The 17,204-nt window shown below is 51.1% G+C and carries 14 protein-coding genes and 1 tRNA gene; 2 read left to right on the top strand and 13 right to left on the bottom strand.

Going from position 1 to position 17,204, the window contains the following annotated elements; all coding sequences use genetic code 11:
- The first annotated feature begins 179 nt into the window (after nt 1-179).
- Both QVO97_RS08425 and QVO97_RS08420 read left to right on the top strand, forming a co-directional pair.
- Nucleotides 180-251 (top strand) — tRNA-Arg (locus QVO97_RS08425).
- Nucleotides 252-326: 75 nt separating this feature from the next.
- On the top strand, nt 327-1,247 hold the full coding sequence (locus QVO97_RS08420; RefSeq protein WP_022359898.1) for an MBL fold metallo-hydrolase: 921 nt from the start codon (nt 327-329) through the stop codon (nt 1,245-1,247).
- A 33-nt stretch (nt 1,248-1,280) separates the two neighbouring features.
- Here the strand turns inward: QVO97_RS08420 and QVO97_RS08415 are convergent, their stop codons facing one another.
- The 13 genes from QVO97_RS08415 to ftsE form a co-directional block, all read right to left on the bottom strand.
- On the bottom strand, nt 1,281-1,883 hold the full coding sequence (locus tag QVO97_RS08415) for a DedA family protein (RefSeq protein ID WP_022359897.1): 603 nt from the start codon (nt 1,881-1,883) through the stop codon (nt 1,281-1,283).
- A 107-nt stretch (nt 1,884-1,990) separates the two neighbouring features.
- Complete coding sequence (phoU, locus tag QVO97_RS08410; protein ID WP_022359896.1) at nt 1,991-2,653, bottom strand: phosphate signaling complex protein PhoU; 663 nt, start codon at nt 2,651-2,653, stop codon at nt 1,991-1,993.
- Between the two features lie 72 nt (nt 2,654-2,725).
- Nucleotides 2,726-3,481: a phosphate ABC transporter ATP-binding protein PstB gene (gene pstB, locus QVO97_RS08405; protein ID WP_022359895.1), complete on the bottom strand. Its 756-nt coding sequence runs from the start codon at nt 3,479-3,481 to the stop codon at nt 2,726-2,728.
- Nucleotides 3,482-3,502: 21 nt separating this feature from the next.
- A complete protein-coding gene (pstA, locus tag QVO97_RS08400) occupies nt 3,503-4,378 on the bottom strand; it encodes a phosphate ABC transporter permease PstA (protein ID WP_022359894.1) in 876 nt (291 codons plus the stop codon).
- Complete coding sequence (pstC, locus tag QVO97_RS08395; RefSeq protein ID WP_022359893.1) at nt 4,368-5,306, bottom strand: phosphate ABC transporter permease subunit PstC; 939 nt, start codon at nt 5,304-5,306, stop codon at nt 4,368-4,370. Before pstC ends, pstA begins: the two co-directional genes overlap by 11 nt.
- A gap of 197 nt (nt 5,307-5,503) precedes the next feature.
- On the bottom strand, nt 5,504-6,406 hold the full coding sequence (locus QVO97_RS08390) for a phosphate ABC transporter substrate-binding protein (RefSeq protein ID WP_022359892.1): 903 nt from the start codon (nt 6,404-6,406) through the stop codon (nt 5,504-5,506).
- A gap of 323 nt (nt 6,407-6,729) precedes the next feature.
- On the bottom strand, nt 6,730-7,953 hold the full coding sequence (gene tyrS / locus QVO97_RS08385; protein ID WP_022359891.1) for a tyrosine--tRNA ligase: 1,224 nt from the start codon (nt 7,951-7,953) through the stop codon (nt 6,730-6,732).
- Nucleotides 7,954-8,361: 408 nt separating this feature from the next.
- Nucleotides 8,362-11,892, bottom strand: a complete 3,531-nt coding sequence (gene mfd, locus QVO97_RS08380) for a transcription-repair coupling factor (RefSeq protein ID WP_022359890.1) — start codon at nt 11,890-11,892, stop codon at nt 8,362-8,364.
- Nucleotides 11,889-12,518 (bottom strand): aminoacyl-tRNA hydrolase, encoded by a 630-nt coding sequence (pth, locus tag QVO97_RS08375; protein ID WP_022359889.1) that lies wholly within the window; start codon nt 12,516-12,518, stop codon nt 11,889-11,891. Before pth ends, mfd begins: the two co-directional genes overlap by 4 nt.
- Before the next feature lie 239 nt (nt 12,519-12,757).
- Nucleotides 12,758-14,026 (bottom strand): S41 family peptidase, encoded by a 1,269-nt coding sequence (locus QVO97_RS08370; RefSeq protein WP_022359888.1) that lies wholly within the window; start codon nt 14,024-14,026, stop codon nt 12,758-12,760.
- 71 nt (nt 14,027-14,097) lie between these two features.
- Nucleotides 14,098-15,375 carry a murein hydrolase activator EnvC family protein gene (locus tag QVO97_RS08365; protein ID WP_022359887.1) on the bottom strand — a complete coding sequence of 426 codons (1,278 nt, stop codon included), beginning with the start codon at nt 15,373-15,375 and terminating at the stop codon, nt 14,098-14,100.
- A gap of 67 nt (nt 15,376-15,442) precedes the next feature.
- Nucleotides 15,443-16,351 (bottom strand): permease-like cell division protein FtsX, encoded by a 909-nt coding sequence (gene ftsX / locus QVO97_RS08360; RefSeq protein WP_022359886.1) that lies wholly within the window; start codon nt 16,349-16,351, stop codon nt 15,443-15,445.
- A complete protein-coding gene (gene ftsE / locus QVO97_RS08355) occupies nt 16,341-17,024 on the bottom strand; it encodes a cell division ATP-binding protein FtsE (protein ID WP_022359885.1) in 684 nt (227 codons plus the stop codon). The genes ftsX and ftsE overlap by 11 nt, the downstream gene beginning before the upstream one ends.
- Nucleotides 17,025-17,204: the final 180 nt, after the last annotated feature.

Here is a 17,204-nt window from a genome sequence, read left to right as displayed (position 1 = left end):
AGTTCCCAGTCCGTTCCGTTCTTCCGGCTGCGTCCCGGTTTCTTTTTCGGTTCTCCCACCCGACCGCCTCCTGACTTATTCGATTGTTAATATTATAGCGGTGATTTGGTTACTCGGCAAGCGGTATTTCCGAAAAAAAACTTGCAATTTTCTAAATATTATAGTATCATACAAGTAATGCGTCTGTAGCTCAGTGGATAGAGCGCCGGCCTCCGGAGCCTGAGGCGTAGGTTCGATTCCTATCAGACGCATTCTTAAAAAGCGACAGCGGAGATATCTCAGCCGTCGCTTTTTGTGTTATTCATGATAAAAGGAGGACTCTTTCCGTGGAACTCATACACGTTTCTGGAAATACAGACTGCCTGCTTGGCAAAACAGCCGTCGGCATCTACCGCATCGACGACACCCGCTGCATCCTGTTTGACAATGGTTACTCAAAGGAATATGACGAGCTGGTCGGCTCTCTGAAAGACGCCGGGCTGACCCCGGCAGACGCCGGGCTGACCCCGGCGGGGCTGATCGTTTCCCACGCGCACATCGACCATCATGGAAACAGCAAACGCCTGCGCGAAGCCTTTCAGATTCCACTGGCTATGTCGCTTGGCGAAGCCGGGCTGATCGCCTCCCAGGCGGCGCTGGAACGGTATACCAATTATTTCGGGCGCTCCGAGGAGGAAAAGGTTTCCATCGACACCGAGCAGCGCTGCCCGGTTGACTGTATCATCCAGCCGGAGGATACTTCCGTGACACTCTGCGGCGTAACCTTCCCGGTTCACCATCTGCCAGGGCATTCCCTCGACCACATCGTCATCGGCACACCGGACGACGTCTGCTTTGCCGGAGACGCGCTTTTAACCGAAAATGTCCTGCGTCACGTCAAGCTTCCATACTGCGACCACGTCGGTCTGGATCTGGAAAGCAAGGAAGCAATCACAAAACTGCCTTACCAGCACTGGATTTTATCACACAAAGGTCCATTTGATGGCAATATCCGGGAACTGGCGGACAAAAATATGGATCTTGTCCGTCTGCGTCTCGCAGAGCTGGCAAAGCTTTTGCAGAGACCGATGACGCGTGATGAATTTTATCAGGAAAGCCGACGCCTGATCGGAATGCACATCGGTACCTACGACCAGCTCATCCGTCAGGAACGCCACCTGCGCCCATATCTGGAACAGCTGGTGATCGATGGGACGGCACGGCTGGAAGTAAAGAATGACACGATATATTTTTACTTGAATGAATAAACTCTTTCTGCATGAATTTTCACTCTCCTGTTGTTATCGTTTCCGAAAATACACACTCGCCACCGCAAATCCCAAGATTCCCGCTCCCATCACGGCGAAGCGGGAATATGTTTTTAACAGCACCAGAATACGTTCCCACGATGCCCCCGCCACCGCGCCGGCTCCGATGAGCACCGTATTCCAGATAAGACTGCCCGCTGTTGTCAGAAGGAGAAACGGCAGCAGTTCCATCTTTGCCATCCCCGCCGGAATCGAGATCAGGCTTCGGATGATCGGAACGAACCGGCAAAAAAAGACGGCTGACCGTCCCGTTCTCTCCAGCCATCCGTCTGCATCTTTCACATCTTCCACTTCTACTCCCAGCCGTTTTCCCCATGCCCCGCCCAAAAATGCATAAAACTTCTGCACGGGAATGTGCCGCCCCAGCTCATACAGAATCAGCGCCCCCAGCACCGATCCCGCCGTCGCTGCCAGAACTGCCCCGGCTATGTTCATCCGTGTATATGTTGTCATAAATCCACCAAAGGTTAAAATCACTTCCGACGGGATCGGCGGAAACAAATTCTCAATTAGAATCAGGGCAAACATTCCCGCATATCCGTATGAACTTAAAAGTTCCAGCACTATATCACGCATGATATATCGCACTCCACGTTATTTCCACATATTCTATTTATTTTATGCGGAACGGAAAAAATCCAGGCATCTAATTTTCATTTTTCATGCCCGGATTTTAATTAAACCTAGAGAATCATCACATCCCCCACGGCCCCCGTATCCGAGAACTCTGTCCACTCGCACACATTGACCGCGTGATCGGCGATTCGCTCCAGGTACTTGGCAACCATCAGCACATCCACCGCCACATCGGATTTGTCTCCATCTTTTTTCAGAAATTCGATGACTTCCCGTTTGACACGCTCAAAAAAGGCATCAATCAGGTCATCTCTCTGCTCAAAGGTTTCTGCGGTTTCGGTATCGCGCTCGATGAAAGCGCGAATTGCATCTTTAACCATCGTTTTTACATTTGCCACCATCGCCGGAAGGTGTTTGCTCACAAGACCGTAATCCGCTGCCTCTAAGCGCAGGGACAGATCGGCAATATCCGCCGCCTGATCGCCCATCCGCTCCAGATCGGTCACTACCTTCAGTGCCGTCGAGATATGGCGCAGATCGCTGGCGACCGGCTGCTGCTTTAACATCAGCATCAGGCAGTGTGTCTCGATCTTTCGTTCCATATTGTCCACATCGCGGTCTCCCTTGATTATCTTGTCTGCCAATTCCGTATTATGTTCGCTGAGAGCCTGAAAGCTGCTGTCAATCGCATCCTGCACCATCTGACTCATCGTGATTACTTCCTGATTCAGGTTCTTTAACTCCTGTAAAAATGTTTCTCTTGTCGCCATCCCGCATCTCCTCCGTTTATGTTGTTTCCTGCCTGATTTTCTACCCATTCCAAATTTCCAACCATCCGGTTATCATCCAAACCGTCCGGTAATATAGTCTTCCGTCTTCTTCTCCCTCGGATGCGAGAACAGATCCGTCGTCGGTGCATACTCGACTACCTCTCCCACCAGGAAAAATGCCGTGTAGTCCGCAATACGGGTCGCCTGCTGCATATTGTGGGTAACGATGACAACGGTATAATTCTTCTTAAGCTCGCCCATCAGATCCTCGATTTTAAGCGTGGAAATCGGGTCCAGTGCCGAGGTCGGCTCATCCATCAGGAGAATCTCCGGCTCAACCGCCAGCGCACGCGCGATGCAGAGACGCTGCTGCTGTCCGCCGGAAAGTCCCAGTGCAGAACGTTTCAGGCGATCCTTGACCTCATCCCACAGGGCCGCGCCGCGCAGACTCTTCTCCACAATCGCGTCCAGCTCTGCTTTTCCCTTAATGCCGTGAATCCGCGGTCCATACGCGATATTGTCATAAATACTCATCGGAAATGGGTTCGGCTGCTGAAATACCATGCCGACCTTCTTGCGAAGAAGCGTCGTATCAACCTTCGGATCATAGATATCCTCGCCGTCGATCAACACCTTTCCATTGATTGTTACATTCGGCACCAGATCGTTCATGCGGTTCAATGTTTTTAAATAGGTAGACTTACCGCAGCCGGACGGTCCGATAAACGCTGTGATCTGATTTTCATATATATCCAGATTGATATTTTTTAATGCATGATTGTTTCCATAGTACAGATTCAAATCCGACGTAGAAATTTTTGTCTCCATATCATTTCCTCATTTTTTACTTTATTTTAATTTTGTCACATCAAACCGGTTGGTCAAAAATCTCGTCAGCAGGTTGATTACCAGCACGATAATCAGAAGCACGACCGCGATTCCAAACGCCTGATCGTATTTTGCTTTCTGCATCGACAGGTAGAGCTGGATGGTCAGCGTGCCGCTCGACTCAAACAGTTTTCCAAACAGGTTTTTCGGAAGCTGGAAGCCGCTTCCGGCAGTAAACAGAAGCGCCGCCGACTCGCCCACGATACGGCCAATCGAAAGGATGACGCCGGTCAAAATACCCGGTGCCGCGCTCGGCAGCAGGATCGTCCGGATCATATACCATTTCGTTGCACCGATTCCCAGTGCGCCGCTGCGGTAGCTGTCCGGAACGGTTTTGAGTGCTTCCTGTGTGTTCCGCGTAATCAGCGGAAGCACCATCAGGGTCAGCGTGAAGGATCCGGTCAGAACCGAATAGCCTAGCTTCAGCGTCATTCCGAAAAAGACCATACCGAACAAGCCAAAAATAATCGACGGAATACCGGACAGGATCTCAGTTGTAAATTCAATCGTCCGCACCAGTTTTCCCGGCTTTGCGTATTCGTTCAGATAAATGGCGGAGCCGATTCCGATCGGCGCTGCAATGATAAGGGTAATTACAATGATGTAAATCGTGTTGATGATATTTCCCAGAATACCAAAGGTGCCCTTGAGGGAGCTCTGCACCGTAGACAGAAGCTGCCAGGAAACCTGCGGCAGGCCGCGCACAAACACATACCCCATGATGCCAACTAACAGCGCGATCGCCACGCCAGCTGCCAGATAAATCAGCACTTTTAAGATATTGTCCCCGATGCGGGTGCGCTTCTGGTAAATACTTTTCATTCTATTATCGGTCATTTGCGCCGCCCTCCTTCACAAACATCCGGCTGAGCACCGTGTTGATAAACATGATAAATACGAACAGCACCAGACCGATGGTAAAGAGCACTTCCCGGTGAAGTCCCTCTGAATAAGACATTTCCGCCACGATCGCAGTTGTCAGGAAACGGACGGAGTTAAATGGAAGCGGCAGATTGACTGAACTTCCAGATACCAGGCTGATCGCCATTGCCTCCCCGATCGCACGTCCGCAGCCTAAAACCACCGCCGTGATGATGCCGGAGTGCGCCGCCGGAACGATTACTTTGAAAATCGTCTGGATATGCGTTGCACCGAGCGCCAGCGATGCGCTTTTTAAATGTTTCGGGACTGCCCTAAGCGACGCCTCGCTGATATTGATGACGGTCGGAAGAATCATGATTGCCAGAACCAGAACCGCCGATATCAGGTTCGCACCGCCGGTAAACTGATGCGTCGTGGAACCGGCAAAGATTTTCATTTCCAGCTTATACATCAGGGGATTTAAAATCAAAATTCCTAAGAGTCCGTAGATAACCGACGGAATACCTGCCAGAAGCTCAACTGCCGGGCGGACCACTGCCGCTACCTTCGGCGGTGCAACCTCTGCCAGAAAGATAGCGGTAAACAGCCCAATCGGAACACCGATCAGGATCGCCAAAAAGGTTCCGACGATGGAAGTTAAAATAACGTAGAGAATTCCGAAAGACGCCGGATTTCCAGTCGGCTTCCAGACGGTTCCAAATAAGATTTCCGGAACACCCACCTTAAAAAGTGCCGGGGTACCGCTGATAATCATGTATAAGGTAATTGAAAAAACTGCCACCACCGCCAGCAGGCCGCAGGCGGTAAAAATAATTTCCGCTGCCCTCTCTACCGCTGATTTCGTGGCATGGCTTCCAAAAATGGTAAATTTCTTTTCGTGCATATGTCTCTCCTGTCTCGGATTGAACAGCGAGCCGCTTTCGGTCAAAGCAGAGTTTCCTTTCTGCGGCTTGACTGCAAGCGACTCGATATTATTTGAATCTATTCAATATTATATGTATTCGTGAATTACTGATTTTTCTATCCTTACCGGTTTTCACCGGTAATTTTATCCACATTCACAAATTCCGATGCAGTTTCTTACTTCGTAGTAATCAGGCCTACAGATTTAATCAGGTCATCGCCTTCTGCAGAGTATACATAGTCAAACAGAGCCTGTACCAGCTCGTTCTGCTCAGAAATTTCTCCCTTGGTTGCCATAACGAATGGACGGCTTAAGAAATAGCTGCCTGCCTTGATGTTCTCCTCCGTCGGCTCTACATCATCCAGTTTAACTGCCTTAACGGTATCATCGACTACATCCAGGGAAACGTATCCGATGGAACCCGGTGTAGATGCTACTTTTGCCATAACTGCACCGGTGGAATCCAGCTCGTTTGCATATTTGCAGGCATCTTCCAGACCCAGAAGCTCCTCAAATGCGCCTCTTGTACCGGAACCTGCTTCCCGTCCGACTACGACAATCGGCATATCGCTGCCGCCTACATCCTTCCAGTTTGTGATGCTTCCGTCGTAAATGCCGGTCAGGTCATCCTTGCTCAGACCATCTACTGCGTTGGACGGGTCAACGACAACGGCGATACCATCGATAGCTACGATATTTTCAACAGCACCTTTTGCTTTCTCATCATCCTTTAATGCTCTGGAAGAATCACCGACATCACACTGACCTGCCAGCACGGACTCGATACCTGCGGAAGAGCCGGTAAATTCAGCCTGTACAGTCACGTTCGGATATTTCTCCATGAACGTTTCTGCCAGTGCATTTGCAAATTTCTCCATCGAAGTGGAACCTGCCAGGGTGATAGAACCACTCAAATTTTTTGCATCTGCGCTGTTCTCGGTTGTATCTGCTGCTGCACCACTTTCAGCTGCGCTGCTGTCTGCACTTGTATTTGTATTGCTGGAACCACATCCTACCATTCCAGTTGCCAGAACGGCTGCTCCTAATACTGCGATTGTTTTCTGAATATTTTTCTTCATAATAAAATCCCTCTTTCCTCTCTCTTTTTTCTCTCAGAGTTTTTTATCCTTGATTTCTTACAGTACGCAGTATAAAAGATTCCTGAATTTACAGAAATCATGTTTTAGTATCGTTTATGTAAAATTTGGGTAATTTTTGTGGGAGTGAATGTAAGATATGGTTTCGGATCTGCTCTGTTTCTCTCCATGATCAGAACCGCCGCCGGACATCTCTTCAGACTTTGCTTGAAAGTCCGGGCAGAGATCGCCGGCGGCGTGATTCTGATTTTTATACTGAGTTTCATTCTGCTCTCAAACAAGGCAGGTGAATTTCCCCAGACATCCTACTTCAGAACAACCTTCTTAAAGTTCTTCTTACCTCTCTTGACAACCATTCCTTCGCCGGAAAGCTGATCCTTCGTGAAGACTGCCTTGATATCTTTTACCTGGTTTCCATCTACGGACACACCGCCCTGCTCGACATTTCTTCTTGCCTCGGAACGGGACGGAGCCAGACCGGATTTCTGCAGGATGGAGAGAATATCGATCTCATCACCGTTAAAATCATCCTCCGTCAGCTCGTAAGTCGGCATATTCGCTGCATTTCCGCTGGAAAACAGTGCTTTCGCTGCTGCCTGTGCCTTCTCAGCCTCTTCCTCGCCGTGTACCAGCTTGGTCAGCTCGTAAGCCAGGATCTCTTTTGCAGTATTTAACTGACTGCCTTCCCATTTATCCATCTCATCGATCTGCTCAAGCGGCAGGAAGGTCAGCATACGCAGGCATTTTAATACGTCCGCGTCAGCGACGTTTCTCCAGTACTGGTAGAACTCGAACGGGGAGGTCTTGTTCGGATCCAGCCATACAGCGCCGGACTGGGTCTTGCCCATCTTCTTGCCCTCGGAGTTTAACAGCAGGGTGATGGTCATCGCGTGTGCGTCCTTGCCAAGCTTTCTGCGGATCAGCTCGGTACCGCCTAACATATTGCTCCACTGATCGTCGCCGCCGAACTGCATGTTGCAGCCGTATTTCTGGTACAGCATGTAGAAATCGTAGCTCTGCATGATCATGTAGTTGAACTCTAAGAAGCTTAAACCTCTCTCCATTCTCTGCTTATAGCACTCAGCAGTCAGCATGCGGTTGACACTGAAATGCGGTCCAACCTCGCGCAGTAAGTTTACATAATTCAGATTCATCAGCCACTCTGCGTTGTTGACTAAGAGCGCCTTGTCATCGGAGAAATCGATGAAACGGCTCATCTGCTTTTTGAAGCAGTTGCAGTTGTGCTGGATCGTCTCCGGTGTCAGCATCTGGCGCATATCCGTACGTCCGGACGGATCGCCGATCATGCCGGTGCCGCCGCCAAGTAATGCGATCGGCTTGTTGCCTGCCATCTGCAGACGTTTCATCAGGCACAGTGCCATGAAATGACCTACATGAAGGCTGTCTGCGGTCGGGTCAAAACCGATATAGAAAATGGCTTTTCCTTCATTGACCAGTTTTTTGATCTCTTCTTCGTTTGTAACCTGGGCGATCAGGCCTCTGGCTACTAATTCTTCATAAATCTGCATCTTCTCTCTACTCCTTTATTAAAATTGGGGGTACAAAAAGCCCCGTCCTCCAAAAAGGACGGGGCAAAATTCCCGTGTTACCACCTTTGTTCACAGATAGCTCGCGCCTATCTGCCTCTGCCGGTACCTTCTGATACCGCGACCGGATAACGTGTGTCTCTCACGTCGCAGCCTACCAAATCAACCGCCGCACATTTTCATGCAGCTCCTCCATCGGATCGGATTTCAGATTCTTCGGTGCGAAGCTCCGGGATGTATTCGAATATCCAGTTCACGCGTGCCTCTCATCATCCGGCTGCTTTCTGTGCGCTCCCCTGCGGATCTCTACTTCTTCCCTTCATCGCCTTTATAAGGTTATTGAGTATATTCTGTATTATAAGCGAAATTTATTATTTGTCAAGAGACCTTTTATTTCTTCGCCAGCGCCGCCAGCCCGGAAAGAATCTCCCGCGCCTTCACAAGCATCGTCTCGCAGTCCGTATGTTTCTGCCGCACGTCGCGGTAATAGAACGACGGCACATCACCCGTCCTGAAGGTCAGCGTGCCCTTATATTTCTCCATCAGCGCCGGAATGCCGGAGACGTCCAGATCGGCTTTCTGGTACATCTGAATCGTGATATCCTGCTTCTTTACATCGACCTCCACGACACCCGCCTGATGAGCAAGCGCTTTTAGATCGGCGATCTTTAACAGGTTCTCCACCGAACGTGGAATCTCGCCAAAGCGGTCGATCAGCTCATCCTGCATATCCATGTACTCTTCCTGGTTCTCAATACCGGAAATCCGCTTGTAAACGTCGAGTTTCTGATATTCATTGCGGATGTAGGACGGTGGAATATACGCGTCGATGTCGCAGTCCACCACCGTCTCGAAGTCCTCAGCTTCGTTCTCACCGCGAAGTGCCAGCACCGCCTCGTTTAAGAGCTTACAGTACAGGTCATAACCGACCGCCTGCATGTGGCCATGCTGTTCCGCGCCCAGAAGATTTCCGGCGCCGCGCAGCTCCAGATCGCGCATCGCAATCTTGATACCGCTTCCCAGCTCCGTAAATTCACGGATCGCCTGCAGACGTTTTTCCGCCTCCTCACGCAGCAGCTTGTCGCGCCGGTACATGAGAAACGCATACGAAGTCCGCCCGGAACGTCCGACGCGACCGCGGATCTGGTAGAGCTGCGACAGCCCCAGCCGGTCGGCGTCGTGGATGATGATCGTGTTCGCATTCGGAATGTCCAGTCCCGTCTCAATGATGGTCGTGGACACCAGAACGTCGATATTGCCCTCGACGAAATCCAGCATAATTTTTTCCAATTCATGTTCGTGCATCTGCCCGTGGGCGAACACGACGTTTGCCTCCGGCACCAGAGCCGCCACATGGTTTGCCACCTCGTCGATGTTGTTGACACGGTTGTAGACATAATATACCTGTCCGCCCCGCGCCAGCTCCCTGTGAATCGCCTCGCGCACCATCTCGTCGTTGTACTCCATGACGTAGGTCTGAATCGGCAGGCGGTCCACCGGCGGTTCCTCCAGGACACTCATATCCCGGATGCCAATGAGACTCATATGCAGGGTACGCGGAATCGGCGTCGCCGTCAGCGTCAAAACGTCTACATTTTCCTTTAGTTTCTTGATCTTTTCCTTATGTGCCACACCGAAGCGCTGTTCCTCATCGATGATCAGAAGCCCCAGATTTTTAAAGACAACATCCTTAGAAAGGACGCGGTGCGTTCCGATCACGACGTCCACCTGCCCTTTTTTCAGATCTTCCAGCGTTTTTTTCTGCTCGCCCGCCGTGCGGAAACGCGACAGCATATCGACCCGCACTGGGAAATCCTTCATCCTCTGCACAAAGGTATTGTAATGCTGCTGCGCCAAAATTGTGGTCGGCACCAGATACACAACCTGCTTCCCCTCCTGAATCGCCTTAAATGCCGCCCGGAGCGCGATCTCCGTCTTGCCGTATCCAACGTCGCCGCAGATCAGGCGGTCCATGATGCGGCGGCTTTCCATGTCTTTTTTGGTCGCCTCGATCGCCTCCAGCTGATCCTCCGTCTCCTCAAACGGGAACATTTCCTCAAATTCCCTCTGCCAGACCGTATCCGGTCCATACTGGTAGCCCTCGCTCCGCTGACGCGCTGCATAAAGCTCGACGAGATCCTTTGCAATATCACGGACCGCACCGCGCACCTTGCTCTTCGTCTTATTCCATTCCATTCCGCCCAGTTTATTGAGCTTCGGCGTCCTGGCATCCGAACCGGCATATTTCTGGATTCCCTCCAGGCGTGTCGCCGGAAGGTAGAGATTACCGCCGTCGCGGTACTCAATCTTGATGTAATCCTTGACGACCTTGTCCTGCTCGATCTTCTCAATACCCCGGTAAATGCCGAGTCCGTGGCTCTCATGCACCACATAATCGCCGATCGAAAGCTCGGAAAAGCTCTGGATTTTCTTACCCTGGTAGGAGGTCTTTTTCTTCTTTTTCCGCCCCCGTCCGCCGCCGAACATGTCTCCCTCTGTGATCACGACGAACTTAATCAGCGGATATTCAAATCCCCGATGCAGCTTTCCGTAAGTCACCAGGATTTCACCCGGTTTCACGGTGTTTTCGCCCTCATCCGGGCAGAAGGCGCTTAAATCATACTCCCGCAGATCGCCCGCCAGACGGCTCGCGCGCGTCCGCGAACCAGCCAGCAATACCACCCGGTATTTTTCCTTCTTCCAGCGCGCCAGATCGCTGATTAAAAGCTCAAATCCATTCTGGTAGGAATTGACATTTTTAACGCTCAGACTGTATTTTTTCTTAACCGTCATGCCGGAGAGCTTCTGATCCAGCCCCAGCAGTAAAAGAGTGCGCGGACGCATTGCCATCGCCAGCGTCTCCTTCGCCGAATAGAGGAAGGAAGTCTGCCCCGGAAGCAGATAGCCGCCCTCGAGACGGTGCGACATGCTCTCCCGGAACTCCGTCTCGGTCGTCTCTGCTTTTTCCTTCAAGCGCAGCGGCTCATCCAGGAAAATCGTCAGCTCATCGACTGGAAAATAGTTTAAAAACGATACCGTTTCCTTGCAGAAATACCGGATATAGCTTCCCAGCCCATGCACCCGGAAGCCCTCGCGAAGCCCCTCTAAGACCTCCGAGACAGCCGAATCCATCCGGTACGCCTCTTCCGTCTTCATGGCATCCCGGAGCTTTTTCACGTATTTCCTGCGGTCTTTCTCGATCGCCTCGGTTCCATCCTGAATCTGCTCCGGCGTCAGCGCCATCTCCGTCGCCGGATAGATCACTGCCTCGTCCACCTGCTCGATCGATCGCTGGCTTTCCGGGTCGAAGGTACGGATCGAATCGACCTCGTCTCCCCACAGCTCGATCCGGTACGGCACCTCCTCCGTCAGCGGGAAAATGTCAATGATACCGCCGCGCACCGAAAACTGCCCTGATCCCTCAACCTGCGCGACCTTCTCATATCCCATTTCCGCCAGAGCGTGCGTCAGCTTCCCGACCTCGACCACATCTTCTGCCCCGATCGTGAGGCTCCGCTCTTTCATCCACGCAAGCGGCAGCAGATGTTCCATCAGCCCGTCGATCGTCGTGACCACCACGCCGCCGGAACTCTCCAGGACCCGCCGCATGACCTGAATCCGCTGTTTCGTCAGCAGGTTTCCGTGGATATCCGACGTATAAAACAGCAGATCCCTCGCCGGGTACAGCGAAATATCCGTATCAAAGCACCGGTAATCCTCACAGATCTCCCGCGCCCTCGAATCATCATAGGTGACAATCAGCTTCCAGGGCGTCAGATCCGAAAGCTCGGACAGCAGATGCACCTTCTGCGAATCCAGGCATCCCGTGACAAGAAGCGGTCCCTGTCCGCGCTGTAAATCCGTCTTGAGATCCTGGAACTCGATCATCTCCTCTAACGGATTTGCAAATAAGTCGCTCATTGTGTCTTGACTTCCTCCTTCCTCTCCGCTTTCTGCTTCTCTAGCTTCTCCTTCTCCCCGCGCGCCGCGCCGTTAAAATGGTTCATCGCCGCCTCAACGCCCTCTGTCATCATATCCACGACTGCCGCCGCACCGTCCTTAAACGCCGTCGTCATCGTTTCGGCTTCCTCTTTCGGAAAATGTCCCAGCACATAGTCTGCCAGATCCATGCGCGCCGGCTTCTCTCCCACACCGATCCGCACGCGTGGAAATTCCTGCGTTCCCAGATGGGCGATGATATTTTTGATTCCATTGTGGCCGCCCGCGCTGCCTTTTTTGCGGATCCGGATGCCGCCCGGAACCAGGCTGATATCGTCATAAATCACGATAAACTCCGATGGATCTACCTTATAATAATCCATCACCTGACGGATGCACTCGCCGCTCAGGTTCATATACGTCTGCGGCTTTACCAGAATGACCTTATTTCCCTCGATCACGCCTTTTCCGATCAGTCCCTTAAATGCTTTCTCCCGGACATCAATGTTATACTTGTCCGCCAGCGCATCCAGCGTCATAAATCCCACATTGTGGCGGGTTCCCTCATATTCTCTTCCCGGATTTCCAAGTCCTGCAATTACATACATAATTCTATTTCTCCCTCTTTTTCTATAGTATCAAAAATACCAGATTCTTCACTCATCGTCTTTCTCAAAAAGCCAAAACAGACACGACTTTAAGCGTTAAATCCTGAAACTGCCACTTTTTCAAGCTGTTTCAGGATCTAACGCACTTATTTTTCTCGATACTTTTAAAGTTACTGTTCACGGATAGGCACTTTTGGAACCGAAAGTGCCGTAAGTTTTGGGGTCGTGTAAATAAGAAGTTACTTTCCCTTCACAACCTCAACCGCCTTCTGCAGCTGATTATCCTTCTCCTCTGGAATCACGACTTCCTGCGCCGCCTCTTCATCCAGCTCCACCTCGAGATCCGGCTCGATGCCTTTTCCATGGATATCATTTCCATTCGGCGTATAATAATGGTCGGTCGTCAGCTTAATCGCGCTTCCATCCGAAAGCGGCATCAGCGTCTGCACGATACCTTTACCGAAAGTCTTCGTTCCGACGATCGTCGCCACGCCGTAATCCTTCATCGCACCGGTAAATACCTCCGACGCGCTGGCGGAATTGCCATTTACCAGCACAACCATCGGGATCTCCAGGCTGTGTCCATCCTCAGCGTCGTATGTCTCCTCCGTGCCCTTCTTATTTGCCACGGTCAGGATCCGTCCGCCATCCTTCAGGATATAATCCGCCATTGAGACAACCGTCGTCACCTCGCCGCCCGGGTTGTTCCGCAGATCGATGATCAGGCGCTTCATGCCCTCGCCCTGCAGTTCCTCGATCTTGGATTTAAACTGATCGGCAGTCACACGGTCAAACTCCGCAACGGAAATATATCCGATCTCTTCATCCAGCATCTTGCCTGACACCGTCTGCACATCGATCGGTCGGCGGGTCAGGGTGATATCCTTGTACTCGTCGCTATTTTCACGATAAACCGTGATCGTCAGCTGGCTGCCTTCCTCGCCCTTGACGTAATTATTGACCAGAAGCGACAGATCCATGCCAATCACCTCGGTGCCGTCTACCTTATAAAGCGCATCACCCGGAAGGATGCCTGCCTCCTCGGCCGGGCTGCCCTCAAAGACGCGCACGATCGTGCTGACGCCGGTCTGGACATTCTGGGATACCAGAGCGCCGATGCCGCAGTAAGAACCATTTGTCTCATCCAGGAAGCTTGTCAGCTCGTCCGGCGTATAGTAAACCGCATACGGATCATTTAAACCACTCAAAAAGCCCTGATAAATGCCGGCTTCCTCCTCGGATGTATCAATTTTTTCCTCAAACAGGTACTTTTTATCGATAATATCCTGTATCTGCTCCAGCTTTTTCGTGACATTCTCAAAATTGACCGGCTCCTGTGCCTGCGACGGTGTTCCCTCAGTCTGTACCTGTACCTGTGTCTGGTTATCGATCACACGGCGTCCAAACATGTAAATCCCCGCCGAAGCACCGACCGTGATCAGACACACCAGTGCTGTCACCAGCACACCGACCATCACACCGCGCCAGAATTTATTTTTACTGTCCATCTCTTATGCCTCCTGATTCCTGTCTATTCCTTCCGGATTTCATCTTTTGCAGCCACCTGATACTTTCCGCACTACGGACTTACATAGCTCGAAGGGTTTACATAACTTCCGTTCTTGCGGACTGCAAAATGCAGATGAGAACCTGTCGAATATCCGGTCGAACCTACCTTCGCGATCGTCTGTCCGGCTTTTACCGTATCCCCTGCCGATACCAGAAGCTGGGAACAGTGCATATACACGGTTGAAAGTCCATTTCCATGGTTGACCACAACATAATTTCCAGCCGAATAACTGTAGGTTGCAATCGAAACCGTTCCTCCGGCGGCTGCCACGATGCTGCTGCCGGTCGAAGCGCTGATATCAATGCCCTTATGGTTCGAGGACGCGCCCGCCGTCGGTGATTTACGTTTTCCGTATCCAGATGTAATGCGTCCGCTTGCAGGGCACGGCCAGCGCAGCGAAGAACTTCCCGTCGAAGTGGTAGTCGTACTGCCAGTATTCCCTTTCGCGGTCGAATTATTCGTCTTTCCCGCTGCGGCGGCTTTTCTGGCAGCTTCCTCTGCCGCTTTTTTCGCCGCCTCTTCCACTTCTTTCTTCTTAATCTCCGCCTCCATCTGCACGATCTTGGCTTCCTGCGCCTTGATATCGTCCTCATACGCCTTCGCCTGCGCTGATTTCTCGCCGATCTGCGCGTTGACATTCTGGAGTTCTTTATTTTTCTCATTCAGGAGAAGCTGAACTGAATCCTGCTTTGCCTCCGTCTGCGTCTTCATCTCCTGCAGCTCCGCCTTCTCCGTCTCCAGCTTTTTCTTGCTGTCCGCGATGGACTCTTTCGTCGCCACATACTGGTCGAGCATCTTCCGGTCATACTCCGAAATCTTTGAAACATACTCTGCCCGGTTTAAAAGCTCCGAGAGCGAACGGGCTTCCAGAAGCAGATTTAAGTAGCTGCTGTCGCCCTTCTCATACAGATATTTGATACGCATTTTCATCGAAGCATACTGCTTTTTTTCGGTTTTCTGCGCTTCTTCCAGCTTTACCGCCGTCTCATCGATGCTTTTCTGCTTGCTGGAAATATTATTTTCCAGCTTCGTGACCTGTGACTGCAGATCATTCATCTTCGTGTCCAGCTCCTTGACATAGCTCTCGGTGTTACTTTTCAGCCCCTGAAGGCTTTTGATCGCCTCCTCGGTCTTCTTTTTCTCCTGTTCCAGGGCGCTTTTCTTATCCTTGGCGCTGCTTACATCCTTTTTCGTCGCTGCCGCCACCGAGGTCAGCACTGGGGAAGATGCCAGCGCCGCCGTCACAAGGAACAGAGCCGCACGTATTTTCAATCCCTGTTTTTTCATGTTCTCATCCTTTTTACCGCAAATTTCCGCTGCCGCCGCATTCTCCTACAGCAGCCGCCAATGTTTCTTACACCTTTAAATGTCTGCGGATCGTAAAGAAACTTCCGACAAAACCGATTCCCACGCCCAGCGCCATCGCCACGGCTACCATGCTCGGGAAAATGGTCTGAATTGGGATAAATTCAATCAGGTTCGACAAGATATCAAACCGTTCCATCATATATACAACCGCCTGGCGATACAGAAAATACGTGATCGCCAGCGGAATCAGCGCGCCAACCAGACCGATCATCACACCCTGTACAACGAACGGCGCACGGATCATGAAATTCGTCGCACCGATCAGGCGCATGATCCGGTTTTCCTCCCGTCTAAATGCAGCTGCCGTCGTGATCGTATTGCTGATAAGGAAGATAGCAACTGCCAGCAGAATAGCGATGATCACCGCCGACAAAAGTCCCAGCATCTTGTTGAAGCTCGAAAGCCCGGACGCCGTATCGCTCGAATAATTGATCTTCCGGATTCCCTGCACCGTGCCAAGCCATGCAACCATGTCATCCTGCATGTCAATGTCTTTCAGATAGATCTCGTAGGACGCCGAACCGGCTAACGGGTTGTCATCCGCAAATCCTTCTGCCAGATCCTCGACTCCCTTAAAATATTCTTTCTTAAAATTCTCCCATGCCTCCTCGGCAGAAACATACTTTACTTCCTTGACCTCATCGCGGGCGCGTATCTCATCCCCGATTTTCTGTATATCGTCCTCACTCATATCTTCATTGAAGAAAACCGTGATTCCTACTGTAGATTCTGCATTCCGCACCATATACTGTACGTTGGCAATCAAGCCAAAAAACATACAGAACAGGAAAATACATGCCGAAATAATCGCCACCGACGCCAGTGAAAACCAGATATTCCGGATGATATTGCGCATGCCCTCCTTGGTGCAGTAAATCAATGTACTAATTTTCATGCCAGATACCGCCTTTTTGATCTCCCGTCAGCACGCCGCGCGTCAGCGTGATCACACGTTTTCCCATCTCTGCTACGATCTCCCGGCTGTGCGTTACCACAAGCACCGTCGTCCCGCGCCGGTTTATCTCCTCCAGAAGCTCCATGATCTCCATAGAATTATGTACATCCAGGTTTCCCGTCGGCTCGTCCGCCAGAAGTATCTCCGGCGAGTTGATCAGCGCACGGGCAATCGCAACACGCTGCTGCTCGCCGCCCGAGAGCTGGTTCGGGTATGCTTTATATTTTGAAGAAAGCCCTACCAGTCGGAGCATTTCCGGCACATTTTTCTTAATCTCACGGGGCGATACGCCGATGACCCGCTGTGCAAACGCGACATTTTCATATACTGTTTTATCCTTCAACAGACGGAAATCCTGAAACACCATTCCCAGCCGTCTGCGGTACTTCGGGATGTAGCGCCTCGGCATCTTTTCCAGATCCATATCGTTGACGATAATCTGGCCGGAAGTCGGCTCCAGCTCCTTCAAAAGAAGCTTTAAAAGCGTCGATTTGCCGGAACCGCTTCGTCCCATGATGAAAACAAACTCGCCGTCCTGAATCTGAATATTGATTCCCTTTAAGGCTTTATTCCCCGTCTTGTACGTCTTGGTGAGATTTTTAACCTCTATCATGCGTAAATCCTCTTTTTCAATTCTCCAAATGAAATTGCTGCGGCAAAGGCAATCTTCCTCCCCGCCACAGCAATTTGGCTTAATAATCCAGGTTTTCCATGTATTTCATATATTTTACAACCATCAGGGCAATCTTAAATGTGATCGCATCCTCAAACACCCGCAGATCCAATCCTGTGC

Source organism: Clostridium sp. CAG:43, from assembly GCF_000434655.1.
In the GTDB taxonomy this organism is placed as follows: domain Bacteria; phylum Bacillota; class Clostridia; order Lachnospirales; family Lachnospiraceae; genus Otoolea; species Otoolea fessa.
This window is presented reverse-complemented; position numbering and strand designations above follow the sequence as displayed.

Coding starts and splice junctions, on each gene's coding strand:
- QVO97_RS08415 (WP_022359897.1), bottom strand. CDS start 1,883: ATGCGTGATATAGTGCTGGAACTTTTAAGTTCATACGGATATGCGGGA.
- phoU (WP_022359896.1), bottom strand. CDS start 2,653: ATGGCGACAAGAGAAACATTTTTACAGGAGTTAAAGAACCTGAATCAG.
- pstB (WP_022359895.1), bottom strand. CDS start 3,481: ATGGAGACAAAAATTTCTACGTCGGATTTGAATCTGTACTATGGAAAC.
- pstA (WP_022359894.1), bottom strand. CDS start 4,378: ATGACCGATAATAGAATGAAAAGTATTTACCAGAAGCGCACCCGCATC.
- pstC (WP_022359893.1), bottom strand. CDS start 5,306: ATGCACGAAAAGAAATTTACCATTTTTGGAAGCCATGCCACGAAATCA.
- QVO97_RS08390 (WP_022359892.1), bottom strand. CDS start 6,406: ATGAAGAAAAATATTCAGAAAACAATCGCAGTATTAGGAGCAGCCGTT.
- tyrS (WP_022359891.1), bottom strand. CDS start 7,953: ATGCAGATTTATGAAGAATTAGTAGCCAGAGGCCTGATCGCCCAGGTT.
- mfd (WP_022359890.1), bottom strand. CDS start 11,892: ATGAGCGACTTATTTGCAAATCCGTTAGAGGAGATGATCGAGTTCCAG.
- pth (WP_022359889.1), bottom strand. CDS start 12,518: ATGTATGTAATTGCAGGACTTGGAAATCCGGGAAGAGAATATGAGGGA.
- QVO97_RS08370 (WP_022359888.1), bottom strand. CDS start 14,026: ATGGACAGTAAAAATAAATTCTGGCGCGGTGTGATGGTCGGTGTGCTG.
- QVO97_RS08365 (WP_022359887.1), bottom strand. CDS start 15,375: ATGAAAAAACAGGGATTGAAAATACGTGCGGCTCTGTTCCTTGTGACG.
- ftsX (WP_022359886.1), bottom strand. CDS start 16,351: ATGAAAATTAGTACATTGATTTACTGCACCAAGGAGGGCATGCGCAAT.
- ftsE (WP_022359885.1), bottom strand. CDS start 17,024: ATGATAGAGGTTAAAAATCTCACCAAGACGTACAAGACGGGGAATAAA.